This window comes from Roseobacter sp. CCS2 (genome assembly GCF_000169435.1).
In the GTDB taxonomy this organism is placed as follows: domain Bacteria; phylum Pseudomonadota; class Alphaproteobacteria; order Rhodobacterales; family Rhodobacteraceae; genus Yoonia.
Map to the genome: position 1 here is coordinate 967817 of NZ_AAYB01000001.1, position 21362 is coordinate 989178.

21 protein-coding genes and 1 riboswitch are annotated in these 21362 nt (G+C 56.3%); of the genes, 7 read left to right on the forward strand and 14 right to left on the reverse strand.

Going from position 1 to position 21362, the window contains the following annotated elements; translation table 11 throughout:
• Window positions 1-29: 29 nt before the first annotated feature.
• Together RCCS2_RS04950 and RCCS2_RS04955 are read right to left on the reverse strand one after the other, a co-directional pair.
• On the reverse strand, window positions 30-1178 hold the full coding sequence (locus tag RCCS2_RS04950) for a methyltransferase (protein WP_008231914.1): 1149 nt from the start codon (window positions 1176-1178) through the stop codon (window positions 30-32).
• Entirely contained in the window at window positions 1178-2059 is an 882-nt protein-coding gene (locus tag RCCS2_RS04955) for a polyprenyl synthetase family protein (protein ID WP_037293211.1), read from the reverse strand. The genes RCCS2_RS04950 and RCCS2_RS04955 overlap by 1 nt, the downstream gene beginning before the upstream one ends.
• An 84-nt stretch (window positions 2060-2143) precedes the next feature.
• Between RCCS2_RS04955 and crtD the strand changes: the two genes are divergently transcribed.
• Window positions 2144-3697, forward strand: coding sequence for a 1-hydroxycarotenoid 3,4-desaturase CrtD (gene crtD / locus RCCS2_RS04960; RefSeq protein WP_008231920.1), 1554 nt, complete (start codon window positions 2144-2146; stop codon window positions 3695-3697).
• Entirely contained in the window at window positions 3661-4530 is an 870-nt protein-coding gene (gene crtC / locus RCCS2_RS04965; protein WP_083791163.1) for a carotenoid 1,2-hydratase, read from the forward strand. The genes crtD and crtC overlap by 37 nt, the downstream gene beginning before the upstream one ends.
• An 80-nt stretch (window positions 4531-4610) precedes the next feature.
• On the opposite strand, the gene RCCS2_RS04970 is transcribed toward crtC, so the two are convergent.
• From RCCS2_RS04970 to RCCS2_RS17850, 7 genes are all read right to left on the reverse strand, one after another.
• A complete protein-coding gene (locus RCCS2_RS04970) occupies window positions 4611-5147 on the reverse strand; it encodes a hypothetical protein (RefSeq protein ID WP_232204231.1) in 537 nt (178 codons plus the stop codon).
• A gap of 105 nt (window positions 5148-5252) precedes the next feature.
• Window positions 5253-5888, reverse strand: coding sequence for an ATP-binding cassette domain-containing protein (locus tag RCCS2_RS04975; RefSeq protein ID WP_008231924.1), 636 nt, complete (start codon window positions 5886-5888; stop codon window positions 5253-5255).
• Window positions 5881-7575 (reverse strand): ABC transporter permease, encoded by a 1695-nt coding sequence (locus RCCS2_RS04980; protein ID WP_008231925.1) that lies wholly within the window; start codon window positions 7573-7575, stop codon window positions 5881-5883. The genes RCCS2_RS04975 and RCCS2_RS04980 overlap by 8 nt, the downstream gene beginning before the upstream one ends.
• A 51-nt stretch (window positions 7576-7626) precedes the next feature.
• Window positions 7627-8826: an ABC transporter substrate-binding protein gene (locus RCCS2_RS04985; RefSeq protein ID WP_008231927.1), complete on the reverse strand. Its 1200-nt coding sequence runs from the start codon at window positions 8824-8826 to the stop codon at window positions 7627-7629.
• Between the two features lie 12 nt (window positions 8827-8838).
• The gene (locus RCCS2_RS04990; protein ID WP_008231929.1) at window positions 8839-9447 is read right to left on the reverse strand and encodes a CDP-alcohol phosphatidyltransferase family protein; all 609 of its coding nucleotides are present in this window, start codon (window positions 9445-9447) and stop codon (window positions 8839-8841) included.
• Between the two features lie 146 nt (window positions 9448-9593).
• A complete protein-coding gene (locus RCCS2_RS17840) occupies window positions 9594-9917 on the reverse strand; it encodes a hypothetical protein (RefSeq protein ID WP_008231931.1) in 324 nt (107 codons plus the stop codon).
• Between the two features lie 343 nt (window positions 9918-10260).
• Window positions 10261-10650 (reverse strand): hydantoinase/oxoprolinase N-terminal domain-containing protein, encoded by a 390-nt coding sequence (locus RCCS2_RS17850; RefSeq protein ID WP_008231934.1) that lies wholly within the window; start codon window positions 10648-10650, stop codon window positions 10261-10263.
• Between the two features lie 168 nt (window positions 10651-10818).
• Here RCCS2_RS17850 and RCCS2_RS05005 point away from each other — a divergent pair, with 168 nt between their 5' ends.
• Window positions 10819-11433, forward strand: a complete 615-nt coding sequence (locus tag RCCS2_RS05005; protein WP_037293213.1) for a class I SAM-dependent methyltransferase — start codon at window positions 10819-10821, stop codon at window positions 11431-11433.
• Here the strand turns inward: RCCS2_RS05005 and RCCS2_RS05010 are convergent.
• Together RCCS2_RS05010 and RCCS2_RS05015 are read right to left on the reverse strand one after the other, a co-directional pair.
• Complete coding sequence (locus RCCS2_RS05010) at window positions 11414-11809, reverse strand: GtrA family protein (RefSeq protein WP_008231936.1); 396 nt, start codon at window positions 11807-11809, stop codon at window positions 11414-11416. The two genes, RCCS2_RS05005 and RCCS2_RS05010, sit on opposite strands and share 20 nt — an antisense overlap.
• Window positions 11806-13587 carry a hypothetical protein gene (locus tag RCCS2_RS05015; RefSeq protein ID WP_050770773.1) on the reverse strand — a complete coding sequence of 594 codons (1782 nt, stop codon included), beginning with the start codon at window positions 13585-13587 and terminating at the stop codon, window positions 11806-11808. Before RCCS2_RS05015 ends, RCCS2_RS05010 begins: the two co-directional genes overlap by 4 nt.
• Before the next feature lie 208 nt (window positions 13588-13795).
• Between RCCS2_RS05015 and RCCS2_RS05020 the strand changes: the two genes are divergently transcribed.
• From RCCS2_RS05020 to RCCS2_RS05030, 3 genes are all read left to right on the forward strand, one after another.
• Window positions 13796-14953, forward strand: a complete 1158-nt coding sequence (locus RCCS2_RS05020) for a glycosyltransferase family 2 protein (protein ID WP_008231942.1) — start codon at window positions 13796-13798, stop codon at window positions 14951-14953.
• A gap of 40 nt (window positions 14954-14993) precedes the next feature.
• Complete coding sequence (locus tag RCCS2_RS05025) at window positions 14994-16277, forward strand: acetylornithine deacetylase/succinyl-diaminopimelate desuccinylase family protein (RefSeq protein WP_008231945.1); 1284 nt, start codon at window positions 14994-14996, stop codon at window positions 16275-16277.
• Window positions 16278-16447: 170 nt separating this feature from the next.
• On the forward strand, window positions 16448-17245 hold the full coding sequence (locus RCCS2_RS05030) for a hypothetical protein (protein ID WP_037293215.1): 798 nt from the start codon (window positions 16448-16450) through the stop codon (window positions 17243-17245).
• Between the two features lie 145 nt (window positions 17246-17390).
• Here the strand turns inward: RCCS2_RS05030 and panC are convergent, their stop codons facing one another.
• Together panC and panB are read right to left on the reverse strand one after the other, a co-directional pair.
• Window positions 17391-18233, reverse strand: coding sequence for a pantoate--beta-alanine ligase (panC, locus tag RCCS2_RS05035; RefSeq protein WP_008231948.1), 843 nt, complete (start codon window positions 18231-18233; stop codon window positions 17391-17393).
• Complete coding sequence (gene panB / locus RCCS2_RS05040; RefSeq protein WP_008231950.1) at window positions 18230-19057, reverse strand: 3-methyl-2-oxobutanoate hydroxymethyltransferase; 828 nt, start codon at window positions 19055-19057, stop codon at window positions 18230-18232. Before panB ends, panC begins: the two co-directional genes overlap by 4 nt.
• Before the next feature lie 118 nt (window positions 19058-19175).
• Here panB and RCCS2_RS05045 point away from each other — a divergent pair, with 118 nt between their 5' ends.
• Window positions 19176-20651 carry an ABC transporter substrate-binding protein gene (locus tag RCCS2_RS05045; protein ID WP_008231952.1) on the forward strand — a complete coding sequence of 492 codons (1476 nt, stop codon included), beginning with the start codon at window positions 19176-19178 and terminating at the stop codon, window positions 20649-20651.
• A 39-nt stretch (window positions 20652-20690) separates the two neighbouring features.
• Here RCCS2_RS05045 and RCCS2_RS05050 read toward each other — a convergent pair whose 3' ends face one another.
• On the reverse strand, window positions 20691-21131 hold the full coding sequence (locus RCCS2_RS05050; protein ID WP_037293216.1) for a 6,7-dimethyl-8-ribityllumazine synthase: 441 nt from the start codon (window positions 21129-21131) through the stop codon (window positions 20691-20693).
• A 79-nt stretch (window positions 21132-21210) separates the two neighbouring features.
• A riboswitch (FMN riboswitch) is annotated at window positions 21211-21354 on the reverse strand.
• Window positions 21355-21362 lie beyond the last annotated feature (8 nt).

A 21362-nucleotide genomic window follows, 5' to 3' on the forward strand; every position in this document is an offset into this window, starting at 1 on the left:
AGTGTCAATTTATTTAGACAGCTAAAGTGTCAACTTTTCTTTACACCCTCTATAACCGAGGTGATATAAGCCCTGCGCGGTCGAGGCATCTGGATTTCATCAAAGCCTGCTTGCGCCAGCAGCGCCGCGATCTGTGCTTGGGATCGTGCACGCCCCGTACGCATCGCCGCGCAATAAAGCGCAAAATACGCGTCGCCCGCCCGCTGCGGGCTGTCGCCGCCAGTCATGGGTTCAGAAATCAGGATGCGGCCACCTGCGGGCAACGCATCATGAACAGCGTTGAGCAAGGCAATCACCGTTTCATCCGCGTGATCGTATAACACGCGCACAAGGCTGATGATATCAGCACCTTGTGGCAGCGGGTCGTCCCGAAAGGACCCAGGTACGATGTCAACGCGATCAGCAAGCTGCGCATCATCAAAACGTTTTGCGGCCGCCGGCACGACAGCAGGCAGATCAAAAAGGGTCATCTTCAGATGTGTATGGGCCGTACCAACGGCGGCTAGAAACGCGCCGGTTCCGCCGCCCACATCAAGGATATGCTGGGCGTCGGAAAACTTGACTGTGGCAAGCGTATCTTCTGCCACCAGAACCTGACTATCCGTCATGAGCTGCGAATACTTGGCCGTTGTTATCGGGTCCGTCGCACCGCTTGCACCAAAGACATATGGCCAGAATTCCGCTAATTCAGTTTCAACCTCACCTTTGAAGAATGCGACCGGATCGGCCAAATCCAAGTAAAGCACATCATGGTGATCAATCATCCCCGCCAACCCCGGAACACCCGCCAATGCGGCCCCGCGCGTGGTCAGCGCATAGCGCCCGGACCGGCGGCGCTTAAGCAGGCCAATTGCTGTTGCAGCGCTTAATAATAGGGGCATGCGATCTGGCGGCATCCCAGCCTCAAGAGCCAATGCATCGGCAGTCATTTCGCGGTCCAAAAGCATATCCGGCAGCTTAAGCCGCACAAAGGCCTGCAAGATCTGGCTGTGGCAAAACCCGGCCACCAGATCGAACATCGCTTCACCTTCGGATTTTACGAAACGGCGGGTTAAAGGAAAACGTGCAGCCCAGCTTTGAAATCCACGTGACGCCACAAGGCGGGTCAAACGGCCAGATCGCTTAACTGCCCCACGCGGCAACGCAGGTTTAGGTGCAGGGATGTCGAGGTCTTTCATTACTCGCCGGGAACAGTGGGCCTGCCGCGCGCACCCGCAGGCACCAGTTTATCGGCATAGGCCCGGACCATCTGCGCCAATGCAGCCTCACCGGGGCATGACGGGATTGACGAAATAGCCCCGCCCAGAATGTCATCAAAACGCTGAATCGCACCCTGCACACCATATGATGCAACCGCATTGGGGCGACCATGCAGATCGTCTTGTCCGGCTGGTTTGCCCAAGGTCTGTTCGTCACATAGCGCATCACGCAAATCGTCGGCAACTTGGAATGCCTCACCAATGCGTGCGCCCAATTCTTCCCACGGCTCTGCCTCTTGACCGGCGGCCACGGCACCCATTTGGGTCGCGGCAATGAACAAGGCACCCGTCTTGGCCTGATGATAGGCCGACAGATCAATCTGATCTTCGCTTTCCCAGCCCTGGCCTGCACAGATACCAAAGGGCATGCCCGTCCGCGTGCCAAGGATGTCGATCAGGCGCAGCGCACGGTCGGGCATATCGGATGCAGCGCGTGCCAAAATCTGAAAACCCATGATGATCAGGCTATCACCGGCAAGAACCGCCAAAGGTTCGGAATACGCGCGATGCACGGCGGGCTTGCCCCGCCGCATATCGGCATCATCGAAACAAGGCAGGTCGTCATGGACAAGGCTGGCGCAATGGATCACTTCCAACGCGACGCCAGCTGCATTCGTCAGTTCGGGACGATCATCGCCACAGGCCATCGCCACAGACGTCAGGATCGTCGGCCTAATACGCGCACCGCCCGGGGTGACGGCATATTCCAACGCAGCCGCAAGCTTGGCCGGGGCAACACCGCCCTGACCAGACGCAATCGCCTGCGCCATTGTCGCGTCAATCCGCTCTGAGATTCTCATGCGCGTCTCCTTTGCAATCTATAGTGTCTATTTTAGTTTACATATGTCAATGTAAATTAGAATTAACGGAGACTCAGAAGGCGGATGAAAGCCGACAAGCCCAAAATCGTTATCATCGGCGCCGGAATCGGCGGATTGGCCGCAGCCTTGCGGCTTAGCCATCAAGGCTGTGATGTGACAGTTTTGGATATGCACGGCGCGCCCGGCGGCAAAATGCGCACGGTTGCATCCGATGCCGGGCCAGTGGATGCCGGACCGACGGTACTCACGATGCGGCCTGTCTTTGAGGCGCTGTTTGCAGATGCGGGTGAAACACTCAGCGATCATCTTACCCTGCAACCACTGACGACGATTGCACGGCACTACTGGGATGATGGGGCAACGCTTGATCTGAATGCGGACCCTGCCAAAAGCCTGTCCAATGTTGCAGCGGCCTTTGGAACACAGGCCGCGCATGAATTTGAGGCCTTCTCGGCACGGGCGCAACGCCTCTTCAAAGCGTTTGACGCCCCAATGATGCGCACCGCTGAACCAAACCAAATGGCGGTGACCGAAGCAGTGCTAGGGCAGCCCAGCCTGATCCCGGATATGGCCCCGCATCGGACGCTGGCAGGTTTGCTCAAACGATCATTCAGTGATCCGCGGCTGGCGCAGCTGTTTGGACGCTATGCCACCTATGTGGGCGGGTCGCCCTATGCGTCGCCTGCGATCCTGTCGCTGATCTGGCAGGCCGAAGCGCAAGGCGTTTGGTCGGTTGCAGGTGGCATGCACACACTGGCGCAGACCATCGCAGACCTTGCCGAAAAACGCGGTACGGCTTTCCACTATGGCACAACGGCCACCCGCATCACCCGGCAGAATGGGCGCATCAACGGCGTACAAACTGATGAAGGACACTTCACAGCAGATACCGTACTATTTAACGGGGACCCCCGCGCATTGGCGAAAGGGTTACTTGGCGAAAGGGTGCAAGCGGCAGTCAGTCGAAAACACACTGAACCGCGCAGCCTATCCGCCTTTGTCCACGCCTTTGCCGCCGCCCCCAGCGGTATTGATCTTGCACATCACACCGTCTTTTTCGGGCACGATCCCCGGTCCGAGTTCAAGGCGCTCGCCAAAGGTGAGATGCCTGCCGACGCTACCCTTTACCTTTGCGCCCAAGACCACGGACATGCCGCCGCCAATGCCTTGCAACGGTTCGAGATCATCATGAATGGCCCGCCCGTCCCGCGCGATCCTGCTAAGGAGAAAGCCCCATGTCAGACACAGATTTTCGAGCGGCTCCGCGACTTCGGCCTGACCTTCAGCCCAACGCCGGGACCGGACGCGTTGACGACACCGCAGGGCTTCGACGCGCTGTTTCCCGCGAGCAGCGGTTCCCTTTACGGGCAGAGCCCACATGGGCTGATGGCAGCCTTCAAACGCCCGACGGCACGGACGAAAGTGCCGGGGCTGTATCTGTGCGGGGGCGGGGCACATCCGGGGGCGGGGGCGCCGATGGCGACACTCTCCGCCATGCACGCGGTCGCGGCGATCATGACGGACCATGCTTCCACCTTGACGTCCCGCCCAACGGCTACGCGTGGTGGTACGTTGACGGGATCAGCGACTGCGGGACGAAAGCGGTCTCTGTCATAGGATTTATCGGATCGGTGTTTTCGCCGTGGTACGCATGGTCAGGGCGCAAAGACCCTGCCAACCACTGCTGCATCAATGTGGCAACCTACGGTCCCGGCGGGCGGTTCACGATGACGGACCGTGGGCGCGAGGCGCTGACAACCACCACGAACACCTTGACCGTCGGCCCGTCGAATATGCATTGGAACGGCAACGCTTTGGTCATCAATATCAACGAGGTCAGCAGCCCGCCGTTGATCAGCCGCGTGAAGGGGCAAATCACGATCACGCCGCATGCAATGACCAACGTCGAACTGCCCCTCACCCCCGACGGCGCACATATCTGGCGGCCCTTCGCGCCGTCCTCTGACATCAAAGTTGATCTGGATGCCAAAGGCTGGCAATGGTCCGGCCACGGCTATTTCGACAGCAACTTTGGGACAAGGTCACTGGAAGAGGATTTCAGCTTTTGGACATGGGGCCGCTACCCGACCAAGGCGGGCGCGACCTGCATCTACGACGCAGTGCGACGCGATGGCACGACATTGGACACGGCAATTGCGTTTGACGGGGACGGCCAGGCCAAGATCGTCAACGCCCCACCCCGCACCCGTTTCAAACGGTCCCTCTGGCAAGTCATGCGCGAAACCCGCGCTGATCCGGGCGTGATGCCGAAACAAGTGCTGCCCATGCTGGACGCGCCGTTCTATTCACGGTCTGCCGTGCAGACGCAGCTTGATGGGGAATTCGTGACAGGCGTGCATGAGGCGCTGGATTTGAACAGGTTCCGGTCGCCGTTGCTTAAGCCAATGCTGGCGGTCAGGGTGCCGAGGCGGAAGGGGTGGAGCGGTTAGGGTCTGGTTTGAGACCGTTTCGACCAATGCTGCGCTAAATGCGAATGGCGACTTTCGGTATCAGACATATTCAAACCCATCTACGTAACTTGTGAGCGAGTTCGCTTCCGCCAAAGATATAAAGCGCCAATGAAAAAGCATATTCCTCCCAAAACAGAAAAGACTTTACCCATTGATGTGTAAAACTTCATCATACTCACACTTCGAATTTCGCCAGCCTCCCAATCAACCCGCCCATCAACAATGTCGCCGTCATTGTGGGGTTTGGGGCTGACCCATGCCGATCCTGAATATGTTATGGATGTTCCGTCATTTTGAAGGGCTTTAAAAAGAGGCCTGTAAACGATTCCATTGTCGCTTCTTCGGCTTTCCATGGATACGACATGCACTTCTTCCACCACAGAGCGCGCTGAGAACGCACTACTTGAATAGATGAAATACAGTCCAACGATGCTGAAAATCATTCCATTTAGGACTGCGATATAGGGTAGCATTTTCAGACATTTGACATAGAAATCGGCAAAGCTTGTTGGCATGGAAAGCATGATATGGCACCAAAGAAAAGTTTGTTTATCGACGCCTATCCCAAAAGAGCCACGACTTGAATATTGTACCACCTTGTTCGCCGAATTTTGTTTGGCGAGAAATCAGACGTTTAACAAATACGGCCATTGGCGCGACTGCGGCCAAAGCCCGCTCCGTCCCGCATACCCGCCCTTCACTCACCCACCCAAAGTCACAATCACCCCACCTGCCGCCTGTGCATCATCAGCATCATGCGTCACCATCAGCACCGGCAATTGCCGCACCTTTGCCCGGTCAAAGACCATATCGCGCACTTGTGCCCGCAGCGCTGCATCCAGCCGTGAGAACGGCTCATCCAGCAGCAGCCCGCAAGGCTCTGACAGCAGCATCCGCATTAAGGCAACACGCGCTTTTTGCCCACCCGACAGCGTCGCTGGATCACGGTCTGCGAAACCGCTCAGCCCGACCTCATCCAGTGCTTCTGCGATCTTCGCTTTGCGCTGTGCCGCCGACCCACCGGGCTGCAATCCAAACGCCAGATTGGCCCCGACCGACAAATGCGGGAACAGCAGGTCATCCTGAAACAGGATGCCGACCCGCCGCTGGTGCGAGGCGGCATGGGTGATGTTGTGCCCATCCAACCAAACCTCGCCCGTGGCCATGAAATCAGGCGCAAGCGTGCCGGTGATAAACGCCAGCAAGGTCGATTTGCCCACCCCAGACGGCCCCATGACCGTCAACACCTCACCCGGGGCGATGTCATGGTTCACCGACAACAGCGGCGCGCCTTCTTTGGTGATCGTTACATCACGCAGGGCCAATCCCTTATCCATGTCGCAACCCTTTTCTGTTTCGCCACACCACTGCGGGGATCAGCAAAGCCAGTGCAAATGGCACCAAAGCTGCGCCTGTCTGCATCAACCCGTAAACCCCAATCGCACGGCGATCACCGCCAGAGGCCAGCGCCACAGCCTCGGTCGTCAGTGTCGCAACGCGGCCCCCGCCAATCAGCAGCGTTGCCAGATACTGCCCGACAGATACAGCCAATCCAACGGCCAAAGCCGTCAGGATCGGGCGCAACAGCATTGGCAAACGCACGCGCCACAGCACACCATTCGGGCTCGCGCGCAACGCAGCGGCAATCGTACCCATACGGGTGTCCCATGCGCGAAACGGGTCAGCCAACGACAAGAACACATATGGCAAAACAAAAACCAGATGTGCCAATATCACGGGTATGCGCCCCACATCCGCACCAAGGCTCAACATCAGGGTTTGCAGCCCCGGCAGGAATGCCGTCTGCGGGATCAGCAGTGGCAGATAAAGCAACCACACCGCGCGCTGGCTGAAAGACAAACCATAGCGATACTCAGCTTCTAAACACCCAATCGTCAGGATCAACGCCGCCAAAGCGACGGTCACGGCAATCAAGGCCGTTTCACCCAGCGCGTCTAACGTGCCGGGGCCAAAGCGCATCCAATTGCGCCATGTGAATGCATCTGGAAAAGCGTCAGGAAAGCCCCAAAAGCCGGCAAAAGACCAGATTGTCAGCACAACAAGACCAAGCAGAACGCTAAGCGCGCACAATGTCCCGGCGATCAATGCACCCACGGCCACAACGCCATCCGCCTTGCCGCGTGCACCGGATGCGATCCAGCGCGCACCCAAGCGCGCCACAACGTATTCACCAAACCGCCAAAAGACCAATGCGCCAATGACCAGCCCCAGTTGCAGCAAAGCGCCCGCTGCCGCTTCCAGCCGCATGGCAAGATCAGGATCAGACATCCATTTGACGATTTGAACGGACAAGGATGGTGGCGTATTGGGGCCAAGAATGACTGCGACATCCACAACAGACATGGAATAGGCCAAGACCACATAAATCGGCGGCCTGATTTGCGCATAAACACGCGGGAATACGGTCTTCAACCAGCCTGTCACCCGCCCGTACCCTAACGCCTGCGATATCGCGACGCTGCGCTGCGCATCGGCTTGCCCAAGGGCCGCGAGGGTGATCAACAGCAGAAACGGCACCTCCTTGACGATGAGACCTGCGGTCATCGTCAGACCCCAGGTGTCTTGCACAATCAGCAGGTCCGGCGGGCGGTCCCACCCGGTAACGCCCGGCGACAACAAGCGAGAGATCCAACCCGAAGGTGCAATAAGAAAGGCCAAACCAAAGGCCGCTGCCGCATGCGGTACGGACAACAATGGCGACAAAAGTCGCTCTAACGCGCGAAAGGGTTTTGTACCTGACCAGCCCGCTGTCACTAACATCACAATCGCTAGCGATATGGATGTGGCCAATAACCCCGTCGAGATTGACAAGAACATCGCCCGTGGCAGGCCCGCCCAATCAAACAAATCGCGGAATGGGGCCAGCGACGGCCCCGTCAGCCCCGCTGCGGGTAAATGCCCGAACGCGGGCAGCAGCGTACCCCACAGGCCAGCCGCAACCGGACCCAACATTGCAAGCAATGTCAGGATCGGCAAAAGCGGAAGAAAGCGGCGGCGGTTCATTCTAGCTCCCGGCCCGGGCAGAACCCGGGACGGGTCAGCATGGTTTTTGGATTACTCGGACACACCGTAGCGTATCATCCAGTCATCAGCGATGCGGGTCGCCCAGCTTGGATGCGGTTCGTCTTGCACTGTGCCCAGTTCGGCAGGCGACAGCGTGGCAACACCCAACTCAAGCGCTTCAAACAATGCACGGTCATTGTCAGACAATGCATCCATGTTCAGCACAGTGCCATAACCCAAAATCGCAGGATCCTGCGCGCGCGCCTGTGCCTCTGGTGACATCAAGAAGTTTGCGACAACCATCGCACCCGCTTTGGAACCAGAGTTGTAAGGGATCGCCACAAATGACGCGTTACCGATCGTACCTTTGTCCAACACGAATGTGCGCACGGTGGGCGGTAATTCATTGTTGGCAATCGCAGTTGAAGCAGCACTAGGGCTGAACGAAATCGACAGGTCAAGTTCGCCATCGGCAATCAACGGGAACATGGCCGTGCCAGTGGGCGGATAGGCCTTGCCTTCGCGCCATAGGTTCGGTGTCAGTTCATCCAGATAGGTCCAAAGAGGTGCGGTCACTTCGTCATAGTTTTCATCCGTCGCTGGATCAGCCAACACCGACGGATCAGGCAGAATATCAACCAAAACCTGCTTTAGAAACGTTGTCCCAAGGAAATCGGGTGGCTGTGGATAGCTAAAGCGACCGGGGTTGGCTTGGGTCCATTCTAACAGCGCCTGCATCGACCCAAGGCGGTCTGGCATATCAGCGGTGTCATGTACAAAGACAACCTGCGCCATTGCCCATGGGCTTTCAAACCCATCGGTGGGGACGGTAAAATCGGTCTGTACAGTCTTGCCTTCAACATCGACAAACGCCCAGTTCGGCAACTGTTCGGCGTAGGGGCCAAACAGCAGATCGGCGTCTTTCATTGCTGCAAAATTCGCGCCATTAATCCAGATCATGTCGATGGCGCCGTCATCATCTTCGCCGGCCTGCTTTTCAGACAGCACGCGGGTGACGGCATCGGCGGTATCAGTCAGCTTTACATGTTCCAGCGTCACACCATAGTCTTCCATCACACGATCACCGACCCAGGCAAGGAAATCGTTGGTTGTGGTCGACCCACCCCAAGCATTCCAAAATACAGTCTGCCCTTCAGCTTCGGATGTGACGGCGTCCCAATTTGCAGGATCAATGTCGGCCAACGCGGGCACGGGGGCCAGCAAAACGGCCAATACGGCGAGATGTTTCATATGTGTCGTCCTTTAGTGCGTGTAGATTTGTTTGGCGGCATAAATCCGCAGTGTGGCGGTCGCAAAGCAAAGGATGCCGAACACCCAAGCCAGCGGAGAAAAGTAAGCAGGCAGCAGACAAAGAATGACAAAGAACACGATCGTCTCTGTCCCTTCCAGAATACCGTTTGAGTAGTAGAGAGACTTCTGACCTTGCGCATCGGTCTTGTGACCATGCTTTTCAGCCAAAATCGCATAGCCCAGAAAACTGGTCCCATTGAAGTAAAAAGACGCCAGCAGAAACGCACCTGCCGCACCATTCAAAGTTGGATCATAGATCACAAAAGCCATTGGAATGGCGCCGTAGAACAGAAAATCGACGGCAATATCAAGATATCCACCAAAGTCTGTTTTCTGCGTGGCACGGGCAACAGCCCCATCCAGACCATCTGCGATCCGGCTTGCCAGCAACGGGACCAGCGCCCAGCCAAACTGCCCCATGGCAATCAACAACGCCGCAAACAGCCCAAGACCCAGACCAATCAACGTAACGCCATCTGCCGTAAACCCACGTCCGGCCAATCCGCGACCGATCTGGTTCAGCGGTGGGTCGATCAATTGACGTGCATAACGGTCGAGCATCCGGCCTCATCCCAAGTTCGCTTCCTTGTGGACGATGCAACCCTTTGGCGCAATCAACCTGACGGGAAAGTGAGGGCAACGCGCAAGTTTGTCACAAATCTAAGGCGTCGTAGCGCGAAAGGTAAGAAAACTGCGCGCCCGAGCACTTATCCATCATTGGCAAGGCGTGGACGACCGCTTGCCTCAACCCGCAATGATGCTTCAACAAACATCGCCCGGTTATCGATTTTTGCCTGCGTGACATTGCGCGCCACTGTGAACCTGATCTCATCAACTCCTAATGCATGCATCCGCGCCTCGACGTCAGATCGCAAAGCGGCCTCAAGAAGATTTAGCGCCTCATCTAAGTCAGCGCATGTCCGAGGTCCGCCTGCCAAATGCACAACGAAGCTCTCCTCGCCTGCACTTGTGACCGTACCGGTGACTTGCGCGCGCGCCTGACCCACAACAGCCCCAATCGCATTGGCCACACCGCCATTTTTCTGCTAAATCATCTGCGTGCCCAGCCGGTGACCGACAGCGCCATAATAGGTCGGGGCGGACGCACGCAACCCGATCACTGGCACACCTAAAGACATCCGCAATTTCACGACACCGTCATGACGATCAAGCCCTGCGATGCTCAATGGATGCTGGGCAAGAACACCGGGGTCAGCCCACTCCCGATCATCGTCGGCAAATCCGGCCGCAAGCAGGCAATCCACCGTTTGCGCTGTCAATTGATCGACAATCTGTCGGGCCAGCGCTGTCCCATTCTTGGCCAACCGCGCACCAGCCCCTGTGCGACGGCGGGCAAACAGCATGAGCGCCTTTTCAGCCGCTGTGGCATCCCATGTATCCAGCAGCCCAAGGGCATGTGATGCATCGGATGGGGTGACACCAGCCAGAACAACCAGACCATGCCCCATCAAACGGCCAAGTGCGGGTTTTTCCATGCGTGTTTGCACCGCGTGCCCCAACCGCAAAGGCCCATCCGCCCAAAGTGTTTGTGGTAAGGGTCGTGGACAGCGATATCATCGCAACGTCAGGCCCTTTGATCCCTGCGTTTGCAACAGCCGCATCAATCGCACTGCTTACACCAATCGCAAGGTCAGGGCGCGACGTCAGCGCCTTGGCGGACGCAACGACACTGTCTTGCGCATCATCAATGATGACAGCATCGGTACAGGTGCCACCCGTATCAACACCCAAGAGGTAAGCCATTGATGCGCCCTGTTCTTTGCCGCCTTGCCGATAAGCACAACGATGGTCCAAAAGGCAACGTCAATCCACCACAGTTCTGCCAAAAGCTGCACTTACTGCGCAGGCAACCTTTACGTTAACCACATGATCGCCCATCCTGCGCCAAGCACGACTGACAAGAGACCCAAGATGTTCAAGAAATCCATTGGCCAAGCCCATGAAAAGCTGGTGTTCAATCGCCGCGTCCGCGTTTTGGTGGAAAAGATCGGGGCGTTACTGCCTCCAGGCTCTGATATGCTTGATGTGGGCACGGGTGATGGGCAGATCGCCAAGATGATCGGCGCGCGTCAGGATGGCACATCGGTGCAAGGCATCGACATCATGAAACGCGACACGATCCATATTCCCGTTACGCTGTTCGACGGCACCACCATTCCGATGGATGACAACTCTGTCGATGTGGTGACATTCGTCGATGTGCTGCACCACACCGATGATCCACAAGTCCTCATCAGCGAAGCATCGCGCGTGGCCCGCAAAGCAGTGATCATCAAGGATCATTTGAGCGAAAACAAACTTGACCATATGACCTTGCGCGCGATGGATTGGGTCGGCAACGCGCCACATGGCGTGGTGCTGCCCTATAACTACGCGCCGCGCCGGGATTGGGACGAGTGGTTTGCGAAGGCGGATCTTGCGACAGATAAATTTATCACCGACATTCCGCTTTATCCTGCCCCCCTTAGCTGGGTGTTTGGGCGCAAGTTGCATTTTGTGGCGCGGCTTACACCGAACGCGGCCTGAAGATCACATAACGGCAAATCAGATAGCTGACGACGGCGGCCATGCCTGCGGTCGCCAGAAATAAAGCTGTGTCGATCACAAAGTTCCGTGTGACAAAGCGGCTGGTGATGGTCGAGACGATGGCCAGGCTGCCCAATTGCGTCGCACCATAGATCAACATGGCGGTCTTACCTGATCGACCATCCCGAAAGGTGAACTTTTTCTGCGCCAAAAAGGCCAAAGGAATGCACAGCAGATAGACCATAACGCTTGTCAGCAGCGGCGGCATCTCTGCAAAGTTGATCAAACCTGCCGTGACCAGTGCATACCCAAGGCTAAAGCTGCCCCCAACAATCAAAAACCGCATGAACGTCCAGATCTGATTAGGGCCGCTCATTCGCGGATCACTTCGAACAAAATCTGAATGTCGTCATCAACGGCAACAGGCCGCAACCAATCGGCGCTGCCTCCATTGGCGAGGGTATTAGCAAAGCCATCGTCATAGCCATAACCGCGACAGATCAGCAGGTGGGTCGCGGGTGATGCCCGGACATAGGCAGCCATATCTGCGTTGTTCATACTGAACGGCAGAATGCCGTTTTCCATCGCCTTGGCACTACGGTGATATGGTGCTGACAAACCGTCGTGATGCGTTGCCCAGATCAGCCCCGGACCAAAGTTAATATGGCTTAGCAAAACTCCCGGTGGCACCGCATTAAGTGATCTAAGCGACGTATATTCCAAGCAGTCGTCGCGTGACAGCGTATTTGTGCCCTGCCCTTTTGCAATAAAGGGTTTTAATGCGTCAATAAATAAGCCGGGCGACGTCATCATTACAGTGACCGCAATGGCAAGCAGACCTTTTGTCAAATCACGCTTGTTGAGATAGCCTTGCAGCAAATGCGCGGCAACAACGCCCCCAATAACCGGAACGACAGAGGCGACCATAATAACCGTCCGCATCTGTAGAAACACCATCAATACCCCGGCAGCGCATAGGATCAACAACAAGCCAAGCGCTTGATCTGGATAATGCCCTGACCGACGCGATGTGCCCCACAACGCCCTTCCGGCAAATAACGACACCAAAACTGGCAGCAGAAACAAAAGCGCTGTCATAGGCCGAGCCTGCGCAAACAAAAAGGCGGGTTTCGCTTCGGTGATACGACCACTTATTGTTTCTTGAATAACCTCAGGCAGCGCGCCGTAGGGGCCAACTAAACACCCCGATAGCAAAGGCCACACCAACAACATACCGATTGCGGTCAGTACGGCAGCCGCACCCAACTGCAGCCAAGGCCCCTTTAGCCAACGATGCAAAAGCAGCGGCATTGTGCTGGCAAGGATTGCAACGGCGACCAGCAACAAGGTTTGCGGCCCTAGTTGGTCACATACCTGCTGCATCCGCATAACCGGTGGCGTCTGACCCAACCAGAAAACAACACTGCCGATGCCCAAAGCGGCGCAAAAAGTGAATAGCAAAGACCGCGTTAATGGCGATGGCAAAAAGACGACACGTATGAATATGGCCAGACCGCCGCCTATAATAAAGGGCAGGCTCTCTAACCCTACTGCCAGTGAAAATGCAGCAGCAATACCGCCGATACAGCCTGCAACAACAGGCCGGCTGGGCCAGATGACGGCAAAAGCCAGAAGGACCATCATCAAAAGTTGGACATTGTGGTGATCAAGCTGTCCCGCCCGGGAATGCAGGTCAGCAGTCAGAGGCCAAAACGCCACACATAGCACCGCAAAACATGCCGCGGCGCGTCCAAAAATATGCTGAGTGCCAAAGCCTACCACAAGCAAATGAATGATCATGATCATCGTAGGCCAAAGTGTGGCGGCCACCAATTCGGCAACGTCCATCGGGAAGATAAACGAAAACGGGATAATCAGTGCAGCAATGCCAACGTCGATATATCGCGACCAATGCAGCGGCACGCCATCAGGTGGCAGCAACCGATACTGCGCGACATCGTACCAACCTTGGCCTGCGATCCAGTCGCGAACGGACAGCAAACGCATCACATCGTCATTGTCCTGACTGGAAAACGCAGTGCCCAGCTTTACACCATCAATAGCGGCTTTCAGCATGACGATCAAAACTACCAGCCAAAGCACCGCGCGCAAAGGATGAGCAAGCAACATGCGTAGTCCGGAACGTTGGATCATAAAGGCCAGCAATCTTTGAATAAACAGCGAAACTATTAACATCTGTTCGTATCGTGCAACAATGTTTGAAATAGGGCGTTACGCCGCTAATAATAGCTGTTGCACAAAGGTCGCGCTGTGCCAAAGGTAGCGCACGGCGTCGTCTGAATTACGCCCTACTTTGCGGCTAGCCATACTCTGGCGACCGTAAGAACCAAAGCGAACCGATATGACCGAACTGACAATCCTGATGCCTTGCCTTGATGAGGCTGAAACGCTTGAAACCTGTATCGTCAAGGCGTTCGACTATCTTAAGCGGTCCGGTGTGGATGGCGAGGTGCTGATCGCCGACAATGGGTCAACAGACGGCAGTCAGGAGATTGCGCGAGGGTTAGGTGCGCGCGTGGTTGATGTACCTGTCAAGGGATACGGGGCCGCTCTTGGTGCCGGTATCGCACATGCCAAGGGTCGGTTTGTGATCATGGGCGATAGCGACGATTCCTATGATTTTTCGGACCTCGATCCCTTTGTGGAACAACTGCGTGATGGTGCAGACCTTGTGATGGGCAACCGCTTTAAAGGCGGGATTGCAAAAAACGCGATGCCGCCATTGCACCGTTATCTTGGCAACCCGGTGCTATCGACCGTGGGCCGCGTCTTTTATCGCACCCCGGTCGGCGATTTTCACTGCGGGCTGCGCGGGTTCTCAAAAGAGGCCATTCAGGGCCTGCATTTGAACACGCCAGGTATGGAATTCGCGTCCGAGATGGTTATCCGCGCCACGCTTTTTGGCCTTGATATTCGCGAAGTACCAACAACGCTGAAACCCGATGGCCGGACACGCGCGCCACATCTGCGCAGCTGGCGCGATGGCTGGCTACACCTGAAACTGCTGCTCACATTTGCGCCCTATTGGTTGTTCTATTATCCCGGTCTGGCGCTTTTTGGCATTGGTCTGGTCAGCTTTACGGCACTGATGTTTGGCCCTGTCACCATTGGCAACGTTAGCTTTGATGTCGCCACCATGATCCTGGCGAGTGCGCTGATCCTGACAGGTTTTCAGATGGTCTGTTTTCACGCACTCACACGTATCTTTGCGGTTCGCTTCAATCTGCTGCCGCTGTCGCCCAGATACGAGCGTTTCCGCAACATGATTTCAGTAGATAACGCCTGCATCATTGGTGGACTGCTTTTGTTAACTGCCCTTGTCTCAACCTTGGCTGGCGTCTTTAGTTGGGGGGCCACGGGGTTTGGTGATATGGTCGCCACAGATATCGTGCGCCCTGCCGCATTGTCTGTGGTTTGCGCATCGCTGGGGGTGCAGGTGATCACAACCGGCTTTCTGTCTTCAATGCTGCAACAACCCATCCGGCCCGGCATAAACTAGCGCTATTGCGGCAGATGATCCCTTGGTCGATAGTTGGGTCATGGTAGACCAAACACATCTGATGGATCAGGTCAAAAACCGACGCGATGATCTGATCGCGCTGACCCAAGATCTGATCCGTATCCCCACATTGAACCCGCCGGGCGATTGCTATCGCGAAATTTGCGAATATCTGGATGTGCGTTTGCAGAAATCCGGCTTTCAAACTGAACTGATCCGCGCGTGCGGTACGCCCGGTGATAGCAATAAATACCCGCGTTGGAATATCGTCGCGCGACGCGAAGGCGGGCAAAGTGGTGACTGCGTCCATTTCAACAGTCATACAGATGTGGTTGAGGTTGGCAGCGGCTGGACCAAAGATCCCTTTGGCGGTGACTTTCACGACGGGAAAATCTATGGGCGCGGTGCCTGCGATATGAAAGGCGGGCTGGCTGCGTCTATCATCGCCGCTGAGGCATTTATGGAAACGCATCCTGACTTTGCCGGTGCTATCGAAATCTCTGGCACAGCAGATGAAGAATCCGGCGGTTATGGTGGCGTCGCCTATTTGGCCGAACAAGGCTACTTCGACCCCGCGCGCGTGCAGCATGTGATTATCCCCGAACCGCTGAACAAAGATCGTGTTTGCCTGGGCCATCGCGGCGGCTGGTGGGCGGAAATCGAAACTTTCGGCGAAATCGCCCATGGGTCGATGCCGTTTCTGGGCGATTGTGCTGTCAGGCACATGGGGGCCGTCCTGACCGAATTCGAAGACAAGCTTTACCCCGTCATGGCCGCCCGCACGACCGACATGCCTGTGGTGCCAGAGGGCGCGCGGTCCTCGACCATGAACATCAATTCGATCCACGGCGGACAACCCGAACAAGACGACGACTACACCGGCCTGCCTGCGCATTGCGTGCCCGACAGCTGCCGCATCGTGATTGATCGCAGGTTTCTGGCCGAGGAAAATGTGGACGACGTACGGGGTGAAGTCCGCGCATTGCTGGAAGGGCTGAAAGCCAACCGCGACCGTTTTGATTATGACATGCGCGAAATCAATGTGGTCCTGCCCAGTATGACAGATCAAGATGCGCCCATCGTGCAGACGGTCGCATCCGAAATCGAAAAGGTGCTGGGCAAACCAGCCGAATTCGTAGCCTCGCCCGGCACCTACGACCAGAAACACATCGACCGAATTGGTAAGCTGAAAAACTGCATCGCCTATGGGCCGGGAATATTGGAGCTGGCGCATAAGCCCGACGAATACGTTGGCGTGGATGATATGATCGACAGCGCGCAGGTGATGGCTGGAACGTTGCGGCGGATACTGTTGAGGGAATAAACGGGTTCTCCATCAGCAAATGTCGGGTTTGAGCCCAAAGAGAGTGATGCTGCATGATGCACAAATGACCGCTTTCGTAAAATCTGGTGAAGACTTCTGAAGGCCCAAATTCTGTCAAACTAATGTTATTTAGATTTCGCATGCGCCGCTTGTTCAAGGATACGCACTCAATGTTCCGGTTGAAGCCCATAAAAGTCATGACCGTTTTCGCATCGTGCCTTACGGCGACGCAGGCATTGTCTGTCCAAGTTAGCTATTTTGGCGACAGCGTTGCTCTGGTCATGCTTGATCCTGAGGCTGCGGCTTTTGAATGTGCCTACAACGATCTGCCAGCACAGATCGAAATAAACGAAGATACGCGTGCAGAAGTGCGGATTAGTTTTGTGTCGGCCCTGTTTGGCTATGAGGAACCGCCTCAAGCTGTTGTCGAGAGTGGGACCGAAGTCGTTGAAAGGCGCGGCACCGATAGCGTACGCGTGCGGGTTCAAGACAATTCATCCGGTGTTGATCCAGAACCTACCAGTCAAGATGCCGACAGGCCGACTTTATTGCCCGATGAATGGCATGTGACAGTTACAGGTGAAATCGATTTCTGCGTAGGTTTAGCGACGCTTAAGATAATGGATGGCAACTTGGATGTTCGTGTGCAGGTTGGTCAATACGAGGCGCATATTCTGCACACCGAAGATATGCCGGGAGACCTGAGAGTGCTATATCAAACCGACCTTTCAAATTTGGACCCCCTGCCTCTTATTGTGCCGTTAGAAAGCGACCCAGCGCGGGCGAACGCCGACAAGTATGTTGGCTCAGTGGCGGTCGAAGGCGGGCGCAATCTCGGTGACGTGAGATTTTACGACCGACAGACCGACGTTAAATACACAAGCCCCACGGATCCCGATGGCGTTACTGATAACACGGGGCTGAGTTTCAGATTCACACTGGTCGAGGCCGCTTCGGTCTCTGATTAGATGGATCGATCACTATTGGAGTGCCATAAAACCTCGATTGTTTTCATTGTATTGTTAGGTAGGGTCAGCCGAAAGCCGCCATTGCCCGAAGGAGCCTCAAGGTCTGCTTAGTCCGCATAGCGGACATTTTAACCAGTCACGATTGTTAAACCGCCATATTGTCAATCAGCCGCACGCCAGCCAGCCATGCCGCAGCGAAAAGCCGCGAGTCTTCGCGCGCCACGTCCAGCAAACCCAGATCCTCGCCATCCCGCAATTCCAGATAGTCGATGTCGTTGAACCCCGCCGCCATGATCCGCGCTTTGGCGTCCGGCAGCACCTTTGTCATCGTCGCACCATCTTGCAGTTGCCGCCGCATGTCTTCCATCACCTCGGCCAGCATGGGCGCATAAACCCGCGACCTGTCCGACAGCAGCAGGTTGCGTGACGACATCGCCAAACCGTCCTCTTCGCGGATCGTCGGGCAGCCGACCACCTCAATGGGGATATCCAGATCATGGGCCATCCGGCGCACAATCTGCAATTGCTGGTAATCCTTTTCCCCAAAGAACGCGAAGTCAGCAGCGGTTTGGATAAACAGCTTTGACACCACCGTCGCCACCCCATCAAAATGACCCGGACGAGACTCGCCACAAAGCATATCTGTCAGGCCAGACACCGACACGGTCGTCGCAAAACCATCCGGATAAATCTGGTCCGGCTCCGGCACATAAATCAGATCAACGCCGATTGATTCCAACTTGCGCGCATCGTCCTCTTCTGTCCGGGGATAGTTTTTCAGATCATCGGGGTCATCAAACTGCTTGGGGTTCACAAAGATCGTCACGATCACCCGGTCGCATTTTTCGCGTGCCGCCCGCGCCAATGACAGATGCCCTTGATGCAAGGCCCCCATCGTCGGCACCACGCCAATCGTCTCTCCTGCCTTGCGCCAAACGTGCGTTTGCTGGCGCAACCCGGCCAAGCTGCGTTCTATTGGTGCAATCATTTCGCCGGGGCCTTATCCGCAAAAACATGTTCTGCGGCTGGAAAATCCCGCGCGCGCACGTCAGCAGCATAAGCTGCAATTGCGGCCTCTGCATGATCGCCCAGATGTGCATAACGCTTTACAAACTTGGCCTTGAACGCGGTGAACAGGCCCAGCATGTCATCAACGACCAGTATCTGACCATCACATCCGGCACTCGCCCCGATCCCAATGGTCGGGATCGGAATGCGCGCGGTGATCTCATCTGCCAATGTCTGCGGCACCTTCTCCAGCACCACAGCAAAGGCGCCCGCCTGCGCCACCGCATCGGCATCAGCCAGGGTTGCATCGCGCGCGTCACCGCGCCCCTGCACCTTATAGCCCCCCAGCGTATTAATCGACTGCGGCGTCAGCCCGATATGCGCCATCACCGGAATGCCACGGGCCACCAGAAACGCAATCGTGTCAGCCATCGCGACACCACCCTCAAGCTTCACCGCACCCGCCCCCGTCTCGGCCATCAACCGGGCCGCATTGCGAAACGCCTGTTTGCGGCTTTCTTCATAAGATCCGAACGGCATATCAATGACCATCATCGCACTGCGCAGCCCGCGCGCGACGGCCCTACCATGCAGGATCATCATCTCCATCGTCACGCCAAGGGTGGACGGCAGCCCATGCAGCACCATCCCCACGCTGTCACCCACCAGCACAAAGTCGCAATGCGGGTCCATCATCTGCGCCATGGGCGTGGTATAGGCGGTCAGACTGACCAGCGGCGTGCCGCCCTTGGCCGCACGGATGTCATCCGGCATGGGGCTGCGTTTCTTGGCGGTGGCACTCATTTGGGGCTCCCTCAATCCTGATCGCTCGATAGCAGTCCAACACGGGCCTTTCCAGCGCGAAGGGCTTGATTTGGCGACACGTTCCGACAAGAGTGAACGCAACAATAGGGGATTCAATATGCATTCTTTCAAGAAACTCGCCGCATCCACTGCTATCGTTCTTTGCGCGACGGGCGCGTTGGCCCAAGACAGCATCACCGTTGCGATTCAGCTAGAGCCCCCGAACCTTGACCCCACTGGTGGGGCCGCGCAGGCCATTGATAGCGTGCTTTATGCCAATGTCTTTGAAGGGCTGACCCGGTTCGATGCCGATGGTGCGATCATCCGGGGGTTGGCGCAAAGCTGGGACATTTCCGACGATGGTTTGACCTACACATTCAACCTGGCGGCGGGCGTCACCTTTCACGATGGCACTACGATGGACGCCGAAGATGTGAAATTCAGCCTTGATCGCGCCCGCGCCGCGGACAGCACCAACGCGCAGAAGGGTCTTTTCGCGGACATTGCAGATGTCACCGTTGTCGATCCGCTGACCGTGCAGGTCACGCTGGACCAACCCAACGGCAGCTTTTTGTTCAACATGGCTTGGGGGGATGCGGTGATCGTGGCCCCGGAAAGCATCGCGAATATCGCCTCCAACCCTATCGGTACTGGCCCTTTCACCTTTACCGATTGGGTGCAGGGCGACCGGTTGGAATTGACCCGAAACGACGCCTATTGGGGTACGGCCCCTGCACTGGAAAGTGCCACGTTCCGCTTCATCTCCGACCCGACCGCCGCTTTCGCCGCAGTAATGGCCGAGGATGTCGATGCTTTCATCGGCTTCCCTGCCCCCGAAAACCTGCCACAGTTTGAGGCCGATCCCCGTTTCCAGGTCCTTGTCGGCAACACCGAAGGTGAAACGATCCTGTCCATCAACAACAAAATGCCCCCTTTCGATGACGTGCGTGTGCGCAAGGCCGTGGCCCATGCGATTGACCGCGACGCTGTGATCAACGGCGCTATGTTCGGGCTGGGCACACCAATTGGCACGCATTTTGCACCACATCATCCCGACTACGTTGATCTGCTGGATAATTCACAACACGATTCTGAATTGGCCCGCGAATTGCTGGCTGAAGCAGGCTATGCTGACGGTTTCACCACCACGCTAAAACTGCCACCACCATCCTATGCACGGCGCGGGGGCGAGATTATTGCAAGCCAGCTACGCGCCGTCGGGATTGAGACCGAGATTACGAACCTGGAATGGGCGCAATGGATCGAAGAGGTGTTCACCAACAAAGACTTTGGCCTGTCCATCGCCAGTCACACCGAACCCATGGACATCAGTATTTACGCCAACCCAGACTATTACTTTCAATATGATAATCTGGAATTTCAGGGACTGATGGAAGTTCTGAATGTCACCACAGACCCTGACATGCGCAGCGATCTATTGGCGCAAGCGCAGACGATCATCTCTGAGGATTACGTAAACGGTTACTTGTTTGAACTGGCCGTTGCGACCGTGGCAAAAGCAGGAATTGAAGGGTTATGGGTTAACCAGCCCACCGCCGCAGTTGATTTGACCGGCGTCAGCTGGAGCAACTAAGGATATGCCCCCCGTCAAACCCTTGCGGGGGGCTATCAACTATGCCGCGCGACTTTCAGCACCAGTGGCATCTACCAACGCCTTAGCCGCCAGCGCCGCTTCTTTGCCTTTCGTCACAAAATGCGCACGGAAAATCGCCCTGTGATGGTCGGTTTCCTGAAACTGATGCGGCGTCAGGCTGACGGACAGCACCGGCACTTGGGTATCAAGCCCCACGCGCATCAGCCCATCAACAACGGTGCTGGCGACAAAATCATGCCGGTAAATTCCACCATCGACGACCAAAGCAGCACAAGCAATCGCATCAAAACGGCCCGTCAAAGCCAGCTTTTGCGCCAGCATCGGCATCTCAAACGCGCCTGGGACGTTGTAGACCGTCACCTGTTCGGCCGGGATTTCACTCAAAAATCCATCAAGCGCGCGTTCCACGATATCGGCGTGCCAACCCGCTTTGATGAATGCAAACTGGGGAAGTGTCATATTGTGATCTCCTTTTGGTTCCGACACGTCACCCAAGGCATCACACGACGCATCATGCGCCCGACAGGCGCACAACTCTCCGCATTCTCTTTCATCCGGACTATGACCGTCGGCTCAGGCGTCGCACCTGATCTGCTGACCCTTCCGCATGGAAGGCGCTCGCGGGCTCGTGGACCTGCCACATACCGCCGGTGGGGAATTTCGCCCCGCCCTGAGAATACGCCTGTTCTG